We start from the raw sequence: 13,194 nt of genomic DNA, 5'->3' as shown, positions 1-13,194 counted from the left end.
CTCCCCGTCCCCCGCACGGCCGGGCGGGGAAGCGCCTGCTCCGCAGGAAGGTGCCGCGCCCGCCCCCGAGGGCGGACAGGCGCCGCGAAATTTAGAGGCGCCTCCGGAGGGTTCGGAGAGATCAGTCCCCGCGCCACAGCCCGAGGTGATCGCGCCCAGCCCGGACGCGGACGCCGAGCGGCTGCGCATCCAGCCGGGAGACGGGGAGTAACAGCCATGGACCTGACCGCCGACACCACCACCTCTCAAGGCTCCACCGCGACGCCCGACGTGTCCGGCGGCCGCAACGACGCCACCCAGGTCGTAGGCCATGGACTCGCGTATCTCTGTGGCCGGCCCATCGGAGAGATCCTCCGTGCGCTCGTGCCCGCCCTCACCCCGGAGAAGATTCAAGAGGCGCTCGCCACCCAGCAGGAGAAGGGCGGACGCCTGGGTGAAGTCCTGGTGGGCATGAAGGCGGTCAGCGAAGAGGACGTCGCTCGCGCCCTGGGCCACCAGCTGGACCTGCCCTACCTCCAGCGCATCTTCGTGGAAGAGGTGGACGCGGAGCTCGTCAAGCGCATCCCCATCAACTTCGCCCGCCAGACGCAGCTGCTCCCGATCTCCCAGGAGGGCGATGAGGTGGTGCTCGCGGTGGCGGATCCGCTGGACACGACGGCGCTGGATCACGCGCGCCTGCTGCTGGGTCAGGGCATCCAGCCGCGCATCGCGCTCGCCTCCACCATCGTGGACGCCATCAACAGCGTGTACGACCGCTCCGTCAACGAGGCCGAAGCGCTCGTGGATGAGATGGAGACCACGGAGGACCTGGACTCGCTGGCCCACGAGCTGGAGGAGCCCAAGGACCTGCTGGACGCGGACGATGAAGCGCCCGTCATCCGGCTGGTGAACTCCGTGCTCTTCCGCGCCGCCAAGGAGCGCGCGAGCGATATCCACATCGAGCCCATGGAGCGCGAACTCCTGGTGCGCTTCCGCATCGACGGTGTGCTCCAGGAGGTCATCAAGCCGCCCAAGCGCTACCAGAACTCCATCATCGCGCGCGTGAAGGTGATGGGGCAGCTCAACATCGCGGAGAAGCGCCTGCCGCAGGACGGCCGCATCCGCATCAAGCTCGCGGGCCGCGACATCGACATCCGTCTGTCCACCACGCCCACGTCCTTCGGCGAGCGCATCGTCATGCGTCTGCTCGACAAGACGGCGACGCTCTTGGACCTGGCGGAGATCGGCATGAGCCCGCAGGTGCTGGGCAACATGGAATCCGTCATCAAGCGCTCGCACGGCATCGTCCTGGTGACGGGCCCCACGGGCTCCGGCAAGACGACGACGCTCTACGGCGCGCTCTCCAAGATCAACACGTCCGACCTCAACATCCTCACCGTCGAGGACCCGGTCGAGTACCAGCTCAAGGGCATTGGCCAGATGGCCATCGCCCCGAAGATTGGCCTCACGTTCGCGCAGGGCCTGCGCTCCTTCCTCCGCCAGGACCCCGACGTCATCATGGTCGGTGAGATCCGCGACAAGGAGACGGCGGAGATCGCCATCCAGGCGTCCCTCACGGGCCACCTGGTGCTCTCCACGGTGCACACCAACGACGCGGCCGGCGCCGTGACGCGACTCGTGGACATGGGCGTGCAGCCCTTCCTCGTGGCGTCGTCGCTCACCGGCATCCTCGCCCAGCGCCTCGTGCGCCGGGTGTGCCCGGACTGCCGGCAGGCCTACACGCCCACGGACGCGGAGCTGAAGGAGCTGGGCTTCACGCTCGCCAGCTTCAAGGCGAAGTTCAACACGGACCGCATCTACCGCGCGACGGGTTGCCCGTCCTGCAACCGCAACGGCTACCGCGGCCGCTCCGGCATCTACGAGTTCCTCTTCGTGGACGACGACGTGCGCCAGCTGGTGCTCAAGAACGTGGACGCGTCCACCATCAAGAAGTCCGCGCTGGCCAAGGGCATGACGACGCTGCTGGACGACGGCGTGCGGAAGATCGCCCTGGGCGAGACGACCATCGCCGAAGTGCTGAGCATCACGCAGGAGGACATCTAGTCCGCCATGCCCGTCTTCGAATACAGAGGCCTCGATTCCCACGGCAAGCAGAAGAAGGGCTTGCTGGAGGCGGACTCGCCCAAGACGCTGCGCTCCAAGCTGCGCGCCGACGGCATCTTCCTGACCGACGTGCTCGGGCAGGCGGAGGGAAGCCGCGCGGGCGTGTCCAAGGGCGCCAACGCTTCGCTCGTGGCGCGCGACGTGGACCTGCGCAAGCTGGCCGGCGGCCGGGTCAGCACCGAGGACGTCGCCATCCTCACCCGCCAGCTCGCGACCCTGCTGGGCGCGGGCGTCACCATCGTGGACTCGCTCAACGCGCTGGTGGACCAGGCGGAGAAGGAGCGCCTCAAGCGCGCCCTCTCCGACATCAAGCAGCGCGTGAACGAAGGGTCCTCCCTGGCGGACGCGTTCAGCCAGCACCCGAAGATCTTCCCCAGCATCTACATCAACATGGTGCGCGCGGGTGAGGCCTCCGGCGCGCTGGACACCGTGCTGCTGCGCCTGGCGGACTTCACGGAGAACCAGGCCAAGCTGCAGCAGAAGATCATCGGCACCATGCTCTACCCCGCCATCATGATGCTGGTGGGCGGCGGCATCCTCGTGCTGCTGATGGTGTTCGTCGTCCCGAAGGTCACGAAGATCTTCGAGACGATGAAGGCCACCCTGCCCCTGAACACGCGCATCCTCATCGCCGCGTCCAACTTCATGCAGGCGTGGTGGTTCCTGGTGATTCCTTCCATGGTGGCGGGCTTCATCTTCTTCATGCGCTGGACGAAGAGCCCCAAGGGCAAGCCCAAGTGGGACCGCTTCACGCTCAAGGCGCCCATCTTCGGCAGCCTCGTGCGCCTGCTGGCCATCTCCCGCTTCGCGCGCACGCTGTCCACGCTGCTCAAGAGCGGCGTGCCCATGCTGGCCGCGCTGGACATCGTCAAGGCGGTGATGACGAACTCGGTGCTGGCGGACGCGGTGGAGAACGCCCGCGAGTCCATCCGCGAGGGCGAAAGCATCGCCACGCCCCTCAAGCGCTCCGGCCAGTTCCCGCCGCTCGTGTACCACATGGTCGCCATCGGTGAGAAATCAGGGCAGCTGGAGGACATGCTCCTGTCGGTGGCGGACTCCTATGAGACGCAGGTGAACGTGCGCATCGGCGCGCTCACCAGCCTCCTGGAGCCCATGCTCATCGTGGTGATGGGCGTGATGATTGCATTCGTCGCCCTCTCCATCCTGATGCCGATTCTGCAGGTGAACACGGCCATCCATTAGGTGGAGGGAGCCTCGCGATGAACGACACGCTCGACCGGTGGATCCAGCGCGCCACGCTGACGGGGCTCCTGGCCCTGGCCGCCACGCTGGCGACGGTGGGGGCCACCCTCTACGCCCACCGCGACCCGCCCGCCGCCCCCAGCGCGGGCACGCCCTGAATCAACGCCTCTGACATCCCGACACACCCATTGCGCGGTGGCTTGCCAGAAAGTCACCCGAAGGTGAGGACGACATGACGACGACGAACGCGAAGAAGCAGCAGCGCCGCAAGAACCGCGGCATGACCCTCATCGAGATCATGGTGGTCATCACCATCCTCGGGCTCATCGCGGCGGCGGTGGGCGTGGCCGTCATCCCGAAGCTGGAAGAGGCCAAGCAGGACACCGCGAAGCTGGACATCCGCAACATCCAGAGCGCGATGAAGCTCTACTACACGAAGAAGGGCTCCTACCCGGACACCGCCACGGGCCTCAAGGCGCTGGTGGACACCAACAACCTGGAGCGCATGCCGCTGGACCCCTGGGGCCGCGAGTACGTGTACATGAACGAGGGCGGCAAGCCGGTCATCACCAGCTACGGCGCCGACGGCAACCCGGGCGGCGAGGGCTCCGACGCCGACATCTCCTCCAAGGACCAGAACGCCCGGCAGTAACGGGCGTTTCCTGAAGCAAAGCCGCGCCTCCCGCGTGTTGTCGTAGGAATGCCCGTGATGACCCCCGAGCACACTTCCTCTCCGACGTCCGCGCGCGAGGCGCGAGCTGTTTCCAGCGAGCAGGCCCGCGCCCGCTCGCCGCGCCTGGGCCGCCTGCTGCTGCTGGGTGTCTTCGCCGGCGCCACCCTGCTCGCGTTCGCGCTGGTGTGGGCCACCGAGGACAACAGCCTCACCCCCACGCAGCGCCAGGCGCGCGAGCAGATCCGCCGCCTGGAGGGCTACTTCAAGGCCTACCACCGGCTGATGGGCTTCTTCCCCTCGCAGCAGCAGGGCTTCACGCCGCTCATCGAGTCGAAGGTGCTGGACTCGACGCCGCTCGACCCGTGGGGCCACCCCTACGTCTACCGCATGGAGGGCAAGTCGGGCGCCGTGCTGTCGCTGGGCTCCGACGGCAAGCCCGGTGGTACTGGCGACGCCGCGGACCTCTTCAGCGGCGGCATCGTGGCACAGGAGGTGCAGCCTTGAAGCCGGCCATGTCCCCTGCTCCCGCCCGCCGCCGTCGCGCCCCGCGCGGCCTCACGCTGATTGAAATCTCCATCGCGCTGGCCATCGCGGCGGTGATGTTCGCCGCGGTGACCATTGGAATTGGCGCCATCACCGGCGCGAAGGCGAAGGGCAGCGCCACGGAGCTCGCGGGTGTCATCCGCTCGCTCTACGACTCGGCGGCGCTCAGCGGCAGGACGTGCCGGCTGGTGTTCGAAATCCCCGACCCGAAGCGTGAAGAGGCCACGCGCTACCACGCCGAATGCGCCGCGGGCGGCGTCACCACCTCGCGCGACCGGGACTCGGCGCTCCGCGACGAAGCGCGCGACCGCGAGCGCGCCCGCAAGGAAGGCAACAACGGTGGGGATACGCGCAAGAACTACACGCGCTCGGAAGGCTCGCAGCCGTCCGCGCAGGAGCTGATGGACGAGGAGAAGAACCGCATCGAGTCCCAGTCCACCTTCTCCGCGTACACCGCGGAGGAGATCTCCCCCAAGCAGCTCCCGGCGGGCGTGGCGGTGTCGGTGTGGACGCGGCAGCAGCGCGAGCCGGTGGAGAGCGGCGTGGCCTATCTCTACTTCTTCCCGCAGGGCTACACGGAGAAGGCCATGGTCTTCCTGCGCCAGGGTGACAACGCCTGGACGCTGGACGTGTCACCCCTGACGGGCAAGGTGTTCATCGCATCCGAGGCCCTGGAGGTGCCCCGCTCATGACGACCCCAACGCGCAGGCGCGGGGGCTTCACCCTGCTGGAGACGATGGTGGCCATGGCCATCCTCAGCGTCGCGCTGATGGCCATCTTCGACCTCAACTCCGGCGCGGTGGCGAACCACGTCTACACCAAGCGGCTCACCGTGGCGGCGCTGCTGTCCCGCTCGAAGATGACGGACCTGGAGCAGAAGCTCTACGACGACGGCTTCGAACAGGACGACGACGAGCAGTCCGGCGACTTCTCCGACGAGGGCTGGCCCCAGTTCAAGTGGCGCGCCCGCATCATCGCGCCCAAGACGGACGGCGTGACGCCGGATCAGCTCATCGGCGCCATCTTCAACCTGCCCATGGGCGGCGGCGACTCCGGCGACCCGCTGGGCGGCCTGGCCAGCCTCTTTGGCGGCGGCGGCGGCGACGGCAAGGGCGGCACGCCCCCCGGCGGCACCACCAGCGCCAGCCCCCTGGGCGCGTCCGCCATGAGCATGGCGCAGCCCATGTTCACGCAGATGGTGGACCAGCTCACCAAGTCCGTCCGCGAGGTGCACCTCACCGTGTACTGGAAGGAAGGCACCCAGGTGGAGAGCGTGGACGTGGTGACGCATGTGGTGTCCCTGGGGCCCGGCGGCGACCGCAACGGCGGCTTCACGCCCAACGCGGGCAGCACGGCGGGCGCGGAGAACCAGTGGGTGAACCCGCGCACGGGCCAGGTGGTGGACAACCCCATCCCCGGTCCCAACGGGCAGATGCTGGACCCGAACACGCGCGAGCCGCTGGTCAACCGGGCGGCCCAGCTGGATCAGCTCAACAGGAACATGGGCGGCCAGCAGGGCGGCGGCAATGGCAACACCGGCATCAACCCGCGCGGGCCGGGCGGCATCTTCGGTGGACGCGGCCTGCCGGGCATGCCTCGCGGCGGAGGGACCATCCGATGAAGCGGCGCATGCGAGGCTTCACCCTCATGGAGGTCATGGTGGCGGTGGGCATCACCGCGCTCATGGGCACGGTCGTCGCCATGGCCTTCCAGACGGGCATCAACGCCAAGGAGGTCGTGGAGGGCGAGGCGGAGCGCTACCGCATGGTGCGCGTGTCGCTCAACCGCATGGCGCGGGAGGTGGGCTCCGCGTTCGTGAGCGACCGCTATGATCTGCGCCGCTTCCGCGACCAGAACGACCGGCCCACCAACTTCATTGGCGAGCGCGAGAAGCTGACCTTCACGACGTTCGCGCACCAGCGCCTGTACACGGACGTGAAGGAGTCCGACCAGGCGGTGGTGGAGTACTTCGTGGAGAACTCCTCCGAGCGCGGCGCCAGGCAGCGGCAGGACCTGAAGCGGCGGGTGAACCCCAACGTGGGGGACCGCATGGACCGGGGCGGCACCACGGACGTCCTCTTCGAGGGCGTCAAGGGCGTGGAGTTCGCCTACTGGGATTCCGACAAGAAGGAGTGGGACGACGAATGGGACACGCGGCGCACGGAGAAGAAGGACCTCCTGCCCACGCGCGTGCGCATCACCGTCATCGCCCTGGATGAGGCGGGCAAGGAGGCGCGCTACACCACGCAGGCGCGCATCGTGCTCAACACCACCCTGCCGAGGTTCAACTGATGGCCTTCCCCTACTTCCAGCAGGCGTCCCGCCGGCGCGGCAAGGCGCGGACGGCCGTTCCCCAGGCTCCGGCGCGGCAGCGCTCGCCCGCGGAGCGCAAGCACCGGCGCTCGCGCGGCGTGGCGCTCATCATCGCGCTCGTGTCCATCACGCTGCTCACGGTGGTGGCCACGGAGTTCGCCTACAACAGCCGCGTGGACCTGCAGCTCGCCGCCAACCAGCGCGACGAAGTGCGCGCCTACTACATGGCCCGCTCCGGCCTGTCGCTGGGGCGGCTCTTGCTTCGCTTCCAGAAGCAGGTGGACCAGACGCCCATCCCCAACCCCGCGAGCATCCTGGGCGCGCTGGGCGGCCTCACGGGCGGCGGCACCCCTGGCGCGAACGGCGCGAACGCATTCCAGCCGCAGTCGCTCAACCTCCAGCTCTGGAAGCTGGCGCGGGTGGACTGCCACATGCTCAAGGGCCTGGTGAAGAGCGACGGCGCGCAAGGCGAGGACGGCCGCCCCGTGGAGACGGAGCCCGTGGCGGTGGACCCCAACTTCCAGATGGACGGCGAGGACGGGGAGAACGCGGGCGCGGCCACGCAGCTGGCGGCGCAGATGCAGCGCAGGTCTTTCGGCGGCTTCGAGGGCTGCTTCCTCGCGACCATCAGCGACGAGGAGGAGAAGCTCAACGTCATGCGCCTGAACACCGGCGGCGCGGAGTCGCAGGCCACCGCCGCGCGCATGCTGGACATGTTCGCGGACAAGCGCTTCGAGTTCCTCTGGCAGCAGGACGACGCCAACAAGGTGCGCTCCACGCCCAGGGACACCATCCTCGCGCTGAAGGACTGGTCGGACGAGGACACCACCCAGTCCACGCTCAACGAAAAGGACCCGACGAACCCCTTCGTCTCGGGCTTCGCGGACGAGGGTTCCCCGTACAGCCGCTACGAACCGCGCTATGACGTCAAGAACGCGCGCTTCGACAGCCTGGACGAGCTGTACCGCGTGCATGGCGTCAACGACCGCTTCATGGCGGCCTTCCGAGACCGGCTCACGGTGTACCCGGACATCAACTCCAAGCCGAACGTCAACACCGACGACCCCATCATGCTGGGGCTGGCCATCATGTCCGCCGCGGACCCCAACCGGCCGGACCCGCGCCTGACGGACCCCGTGTTCCTCAACGAGCTCATCAGCCGCATCCGCGCCGCGCGCATGTTCAGCTTCTTCGGCATGTCGGTGTCGGACTTCGTGGGCGTCATCGAGCAGGCCGGCATCGCGGTCAATCCGCTCATCAAGGGCAACGTCCAGCAGAACCGCTACCTGGGCGACAAGAGCAAGACTTTCACCATCAAGTCCGTGGGAGAGGCGGGCAGCGTCCAGAAGACGCTCACCGCCGTCATCCGCCTGGACGACGGGCTGGGCAAGCTCGTGTATTACAGAGAGGAATAGCATGGCCCGCATTCTTGGCCTGGACCTGGGCAGCCACTCCGTGAAGGGGGTGGTCCTCACCTCCGGGACGAAAAGCAACACCACCCAGGCCTACGCGGAAGTGCGCCGCGCGCAGGAAGGCGAGCGCGCGGAGACACTGCGCGCCGCGGTGGAGGAGCTGCTCGGGAAGATGCCGCAGGGGCACGTGGACCAGGTCGTCATCGCCCTGCCCGGCCCGTCCCTCACCACGCACGCGGTGAGCCTGCCCTTCTCCGACAGCAAGCGCGTGGAGGCGACGCTGCCCTTCGAAGTGGGCAGCCAGCTGCCGTTCGACATCTCGGAGGTCGTCTACGACTACCAGGTGGTCGGCCAGAAGGACACCGGCGGCAAGGAGAAGGCCGCGGACCTGCTGGTGGGCGTGGTGAAGAAGGAGGAGCTCCAGTCGCTGCTGGCGCTGCTGGGCGGACTCCAGGTGGATCCGCGCGTCATCACCCACCCGGCGCTCGCGTACCAGAACCTCTTCACCCAGCTGCCCGGGCTCTTCGAGGACATGAGCGAAGGCGGCCCGGTGGCTGTGGTGGACATCGGCCACGAGCGCACGGCGGTGGCCATTGGCCAGCCGGGCAAGGGCGTGGAGTTCGCGCGCACCTTCGCGGGCGGCGGGCGGGACCTGACGCGCGCCCTGGCCACGGAGTTCCAGACGACGCTGCCGGAGGCCCACGCGTGGAAGGAAGCGCACGGCGCCATGGCCAGCGCCGCGCAGGGGCCGGACGCCGAGCGCGCCGCGAACGCCTTCATCCGCGGCCTGCAGCCGGTGCTGCGCGAATTGCGCCCGTCCTTCAAGGCCTTCGCCGCGCGCGCCCGCCGGCAGGTCTCCGCGGTGGTGCTGTGCGGCGGCACCGCGCGGATGCCGGGCCTGGCCGAGCAGCTGTCCAAGGACCTGAACCTGCCGGTGCGCGTGCTGGCGCTCCCCGTGGACGCGGCGGAGAAGATTGGCCCCCAGGAGACGGCGTCCGCGGCGCAGGCGTACGCGCTGGCCATGCGCGGCAACGCAGCCGGGGTGAAGGCGCCGCGCTTCAACCTGCGCCGCGGTGAGTTCTCCTTCAAGGGCGGCTACGACTACGTGAAGGACCGGCTGGGCCTCCTGGCCTCCTTCGCGGTGACGCTGCTGTTGCTGCTCATCGCCTTCGGCGTCGTGCGCAACACGGTGCTGTCGCGGCGCGAGGCGGAGGTGGACGCGGTGCTCTGCAAGACGACCCAGCGCATCCTGGGCACCTGCGAGACGAACTACGACCGCGCGCTCAACATGCTCAAGGGCGTGGAGAGCCCCGCCGCGGCGCTGCCCGCGATGTCCGCGGTGAACCTGCTGGCGGAGGTCACCCAGCGCGTCCCGCCGGAGCTGCCGGTGAAGTTCGACCGCATCCAGGTGGACCTGGACCGCATCATGCTCCAGGGAGAGACGGACAGCTCCAAGCAGATCGACACGCTCTCCGCCGCCTTGAAGGGCCACCGCTGCTTCAAGGACGTGAAGGAGGGCAAGGTGGAGAAGACACGCGACGGGCAGAAGGTGACCTTCCGCCTGGACGTGCAGGTGCAGTGCCCCGGCGAGAAGCCGGCGGGAGAGACCTGACATGGGAAAGCTTCGAGAACTCTTCGCGCCCCTCCAGACCTGGTTCGAGCGGCTCTCCGACCGCGAGCGCAAGCTCGTGGCGCTGGCCAGCTCCGCGGTGCTGGTGTTCGTGCTCTTCGTCACCCTCTTCAGCTTCGCCAACAGCGCGCAGGGCTACCGCCGGCGCACGCAGGACAAGCTGGCGAAGCTGCAGGAGGTGCAGGCGCTGGCGACCAGCTACGGCCAGGCGCAGGCGGACCGGCAGAACGTGGAGCAGCAGCTCACCCAGAGCAACGTGCGGCTGATCACGTACATCGAAGACAAGGCCACCGCCGCGGGCCTCACCGTCCCCAACATGACGCCCAAGGGCGACGTGGGCGTGGGGGACGGGAAGATCATCGAAAGCTCCGTGGAGCTGACCTTCACGGACGTGGACCTGCGCAAGCTGACGGACTTCCTGCGCACGGTGGAGACGGGCCCGGGCATCGTGAAGGTGAAGTACCTGCGCGTGGAGCCCCGGCCCGCCACGGACACCCTGACGGCGTGGACGACCGTCGCCACCTACCGGATGAAGCAATAGCCCATGGCCACTGAATCCAAGACCGCCCGCTGGAAGCTCGTCCTGGGCTACACCGCCTTCGCGGTGGTGGCGTTCATCCTCTGCCTGCTCATCACCTTCCCGTACGACGCGGTCCGCTCGCGGCTGGTGACGGAGGCCGCGGCCCACGGGCTGGCGGTGCGCATGGACAGCCTGCGTCCCGGCCTGTCCGGCGTCACCGCCACCAACGTGCGGCTGAGCAAGCCGCCCACGCCGCTGGGCTCGGAGTCCGTCGCGGCGCTCGCCCGGGGTGAGTCCGGCGGGCTGGGCCCGGACGAGCTGGGCGATGCGCTCATCTTCGACAGCGTGGCCCTGCGCCCGTCCCTCTTCCCGCCCGGCGTGGTGGTGAAGATGAAGGGCATGGGCGGCACGGTGAACATCCACGTGGGCGGCCTGAGCGCCACGTCGCTGAACGTGGACGTGGACGGCGTGCAGGCCGGCGGCGGCAACCTGCCGAAGTACACGGGCGTGGACATGGAGGGCACCCTCAACGCGAAGCTTTCGCTCACGGCGCCGGGGACCATGATTCGCGGGCAGCCGGTGGACTGGTCCCAGGCGTCCGGCACGGTGGCGCTGGACACCCAGGGGCTCACCATCAAGGGCGGCAAGGCGGCCATCCCCATGGGCGGCGGCCCCGCCATGCCCATGGAGCTGCCGCGCGTGGCGCTGGGCGAGCTGAAGGGCGACCTCCAGTTCGACAAGGGCATGGGCACGGTGAGGGACCTGAACCTCAAGAGCGAGGACCTGGAGGGCTCCGGCACCGGCACGCTGAAGCTGGGCCGCCGGCTGGAGTACAGCGAGCTGGGGCTCGACGTGCGGCTGAAGTTCGAGCAGGCCTTCCAGCAGCGGCTGGGCCCCCTGGCGCTCGCGGTGAACATGCTGCCGCAGGACCGGGACAACCCGGGTTGGCGCGGCGGCCGGCTCACCGGCATGGTGAGCAGCCCCCGCTTCGGTCCCAAGCGGTAGGCCCCCAAGCGGTGGGCTGGCGGGCAGAGGGTCGGTTCCGGCCCTCCCCCACCTGCGTCCGTCCCCTGGTTGATGCCCGCGCACGCGCCGTGTAAAGCGCTGCGCGCGGCCCTGGGGTGTCCGGGCATGGGAGAGAGTTCGTAATGCCGGAGCTGGTGTTCTTCCGTCGAGGCGAGGAAGTGCTGCGGGTGGCGGTGGACCGGGCGCGGGTGGTGCTCGGCCGGGGCGACTCCAGCGATGTGGCCATTCCGGATCCGGAGGTGAGCCGCCAGCAGGTGGCCCTCCTGTGGGACGGCCAGAAGTGCCGGGTGGAGGACCTGTCCGGCAAGGGCACGAAGGTCGCGGGCGCGGTGGTGGAGCGCGCGGACCTGCCGGACGGCGCGGACCTCGAACTGGGCCAGTGGCGCGCGGTGTTCCGCCAGCATGGCGCCAGCGACGACGCGGACGCGGCCACGGAGGCCGGCAGCGCCACCGCCGTGCAGGGCCGCGACTCGCAGCGCTGGCAGGCCGCGCAGCTGCGCGTGAAGCAGGGCGGCGCGGAGGCCGTGCACCGGCTCACCGGCGACAGCTTCACGGTGGGCAAGGACGCGGGCAACGACCTGGTGCTCCAGGACCGGTTCATCTCCGGCCGGCACCTGAAAGTGACTCGCCGGGACGGCGTCTTCCACGTCATGGACCTGCGCTCCACCAACGGCACCTGGCTGGGGCCGGTGCGCCTCTTCGAGGCGGAGGTGACGCTGCCCACCACGCTGCGCGTGGGCGAGGCGGAGCTGATCCTGGAGACGGTGCCCGCGGCGAAGAAGGAGGCGCAGGCCTTCCACGGCATCCTCGGGAGTGACCCGTCCGTGCGGCAGCTCACGGACCTCATTCAACGCGTGGCGCCGTCCACCGCGGCCGTCACCATCCTGGGCGAGTCCGGTACGGGCAAGGAGCTGGTGGCGAACGCGCTGCACGCGTGCTCGCCGCGCGCGAACCGGCCGCTCATCCCGGTCAACTGCGCCGCCATCTCCAAGGAGCTGATTGAGAGCGAGCTGTTCGGCCACGAGAAGGGCGCGTTCACCGGCTCCGTGGGCGCGCGCAAGGGCGCCTTCGAGGAGGCGGACGGCGGCACGCTGTTCCTGGACGAGATTGGCGAGCTGCCCCTGGACCTCCAGGCGAAGCTGTTGCGCGCGCTGGAGAGCGGCGAAATCAAGCGCGTGGGCGCCAGCCGCCCGCTGCACGTGGACGTGCGTGTGGTGGCGGCCACCAACCGCGACCTGCTGGCGGCGGCGCGCGAGGGCCGCTTCCGCGAGGACCTCTACTACCGCCTGTGCGTCGTGCCCCTGCACCTGCCGCCCCTGCGCAACCGCCGGGGGGACGTGGTGGCGCTGGCGGAGCACTTCGTGCGCGCGTTCGCCCCGCGCGGACAGACGGTGCGCTTCACGCCGGCCGCGTTGGACCGGCTCCAGCAGCACGCCTGGCCGGGCAACATCCGCGAGCTGCGCAACGTGGTGCACCGCGCGCTGCTGTTGCGCAAGGGCCCGTCCATCGACGCGAGCGACCTGTCCTTCGACCAGGAGGTCAACCGCGAGACGGGCATCACCGTGCCGGAGCTGCCGCCGGGCATGACGCTGGAGCAGATGCTGGAGAAGCTGGAGCGGCAGATCATCGAAACCGCGCTGCGCCGCTTCAACAACAACCGCGAGCGCGTGGCGCGGGAGCTGGGCCTCGCGCGCTCCACCCTCTTCAAGCGCCTGAAGGACTGGGGCCTGACGAAGCAGGACGAGCAGGAGTGATTTCGAAGGCCCTCCGC

The 13,194-nt window shown here is 69.2% G+C and carries 13 protein-coding genes; all 13 read left to right on the top strand.

Annotated features, from left to right (window positions below; all coding sequences use genetic code 11):
• Positions 1–216 precede the first annotated feature (216 nt).
• The 13 genes from gspE to D7Y21_RS23980 all read left to right on the top strand — a co-directional run bounded on the left by gspE (position 217) and on the right by D7Y21_RS23980 (position 13,177).
• A complete protein-coding gene (gene gspE, locus D7Y21_RS24035) occupies positions 217–2,043 on the top strand; it encodes a type II secretion system ATPase GspE (RefSeq protein ID WP_120563369.1) in 1,827 nt (608 codons plus the stop codon).
• A gap of 6 nt (positions 2,044–2,049) precedes the next feature.
• Positions 2,050–3,306 (top strand): type II secretion system inner membrane protein GspF, encoded by a 1,257-nt coding sequence (gene gspF, locus D7Y21_RS24030; protein ID WP_120525673.1) that lies wholly within the window; start codon positions 2,050–2,052, stop codon positions 3,304–3,306.
• Positions 3,307–3,323: 17 nt separating this feature from the next.
• The gene (locus tag D7Y21_RS42300) at positions 3,324–3,464 is read left to right on the top strand and encodes a hypothetical protein (protein ID WP_164933318.1); all 141 of its coding nucleotides are present in this window, start codon (positions 3,324–3,326) and stop codon (positions 3,462–3,464) included.
• 74 nt (positions 3,465–3,538) lie between these two features.
• Complete coding sequence (gspG, locus tag D7Y21_RS24025) at positions 3,539–3,958, top strand: type II secretion system major pseudopilin GspG (protein WP_014398369.1); 420 nt, start codon at positions 3,539–3,541, stop codon at positions 3,956–3,958.
• Positions 3,959–4,015: 57 nt separating this feature from the next.
• Positions 4,016–4,483, top strand: a complete 468-nt coding sequence (locus tag D7Y21_RS24020; protein ID WP_120563370.1) for a type II secretion system protein GspG — start codon at positions 4,016–4,018, stop codon at positions 4,481–4,483.
• Between the two features lie 8 nt (positions 4,484–4,491).
• Positions 4,492–5,214: a Tfp pilus assembly protein FimT/FimU gene (locus D7Y21_RS24015; protein ID WP_120563371.1), complete on the top strand. Its 723-nt coding sequence runs from the start codon at positions 4,492–4,494 to the stop codon at positions 5,212–5,214.
• The gene (locus D7Y21_RS24010; protein WP_120563372.1) at positions 5,211–6,143 is read left to right on the top strand and encodes a prepilin-type N-terminal cleavage/methylation domain-containing protein; all 933 of its coding nucleotides are present in this window, start codon (positions 5,211–5,213) and stop codon (positions 6,141–6,143) included. The genes D7Y21_RS24015 and D7Y21_RS24010 overlap by 4 nt, the downstream gene beginning before the upstream one ends.
• Positions 6,140–6,814, top strand: a complete 675-nt coding sequence (locus D7Y21_RS24005) for a type II secretion system protein GspJ (RefSeq protein ID WP_120563373.1) — start codon at positions 6,140–6,142, stop codon at positions 6,812–6,814. The genes D7Y21_RS24010 and D7Y21_RS24005 overlap by 4 nt, the downstream gene beginning before the upstream one ends.
• Entirely contained in the window at positions 6,814–8,250 is a 1,437-nt protein-coding gene (locus D7Y21_RS24000; RefSeq protein ID WP_121715942.1) for a type II secretion system protein GspK, read from the top strand. Before D7Y21_RS24005 ends, D7Y21_RS24000 begins: the two co-directional genes overlap by 1 nt.
• Position 8,251: 1 nt before the next feature.
• Positions 8,252–9,859: a pilus assembly protein PilM gene (gene pilM / locus D7Y21_RS23995; RefSeq protein WP_121715940.1), complete on the top strand. Its 1,608-nt coding sequence runs from the start codon at positions 8,252–8,254 to the stop codon at positions 9,857–9,859.
• 1 nt (position 9,860) lies between these two features.
• On the top strand, positions 9,861–10,418 hold the full coding sequence (gene gspM / locus D7Y21_RS23990) for a type II secretion system protein GspM (protein WP_120563376.1): 558 nt from the start codon (positions 9,861–9,863) through the stop codon (positions 10,416–10,418).
• Between the two features lie 3 nt (positions 10,419–10,421).
• Positions 10,422–11,402 carry a type II secretion system protein GspN gene (gene gspN / locus D7Y21_RS23985; protein WP_121715938.1) on the top strand — a complete coding sequence of 327 codons (981 nt, stop codon included), beginning with the start codon at positions 10,422–10,424 and terminating at the stop codon, positions 11,400–11,402.
• A gap of 143 nt (positions 11,403–11,545) precedes the next feature.
• Positions 11,546–13,177 carry a sigma 54-interacting transcriptional regulator gene (locus tag D7Y21_RS23980; protein WP_120563378.1) on the top strand — a complete coding sequence of 544 codons (1,632 nt, stop codon included), beginning with the start codon at positions 11,546–11,548 and terminating at the stop codon, positions 13,175–13,177.
• Positions 13,178–13,194 lie beyond the last annotated feature (17 nt).

Source organism: Corallococcus sp. AB045 (assembly GCF_003668895.1).
GTDB lineage: Bacteria > Myxococcota > Myxococcia > Myxococcales > Myxococcaceae > Corallococcus > Corallococcus coralloides.
This window is presented reverse-complemented; position numbering and strand designations above follow the sequence as displayed.

Bases quoted from the DNA above. Each gene is read 5' to 3' on its own strand.
- D7Y21_RS24010 (WP_120563372.1), top strand. From the start codon at position 5,211: ATGACGACCCCAACGCGCAGGCGCGGGGGCTTCACCCTGCTGGAGACG.
- D7Y21_RS24005 (WP_120563373.1), top strand. From the start codon at position 6,140: ATGAAGCGGCGCATGCGAGGCTTCACCCTCATGGAGGTCATGGTGGCG.
- gspG (WP_014398369.1), top strand. From the start codon at position 3,539: ATGACGACGACGAACGCGAAGAAGCAGCAGCGCCGCAAGAACCGCGGC.
- gspN (WP_121715938.1), top strand. From the start codon at position 10,422: ATGGCCACTGAATCCAAGACCGCCCGCTGGAAGCTCGTCCTGGGCTAC.
- D7Y21_RS42300 (WP_164933318.1), top strand. From the start codon at position 3,324: ATGAACGACACGCTCGACCGGTGGATCCAGCGCGCCACGCTGACGGGG.
- gspM (WP_120563376.1), top strand. From the start codon at position 9,861: ATGGGAAAGCTTCGAGAACTCTTCGCGCCCCTCCAGACCTGGTTCGAG.
- D7Y21_RS24000 (WP_121715942.1), top strand. From the start codon at position 6,814: ATGGCCTTCCCCTACTTCCAGCAGGCGTCCCGCCGGCGCGGCAAGGCG.
- pilM (WP_121715940.1), top strand. From the start codon at position 8,252: ATGGCCCGCATTCTTGGCCTGGACCTGGGCAGCCACTCCGTGAAGGGG.
- gspF (WP_120525673.1), top strand. From the start codon at position 2,050: ATGCCCGTCTTCGAATACAGAGGCCTCGATTCCCACGGCAAGCAGAAG.
- D7Y21_RS24020 (WP_120563370.1), top strand. From the start codon at position 4,016: ATGACCCCCGAGCACACTTCCTCTCCGACGTCCGCGCGCGAGGCGCGA.
- D7Y21_RS23980 (WP_120563378.1), top strand. From the start codon at position 11,546: ATGCCGGAGCTGGTGTTCTTCCGTCGAGGCGAGGAAGTGCTGCGGGTG.
- gspE (WP_120563369.1), top strand. From the start codon at position 217: ATGGACCTGACCGCCGACACCACCACCTCTCAAGGCTCCACCGCGACG.
- D7Y21_RS24015 (WP_120563371.1), top strand. From the start codon at position 4,492: ATGTCCCCTGCTCCCGCCCGCCGCCGTCGCGCCCCGCGCGGCCTCACG.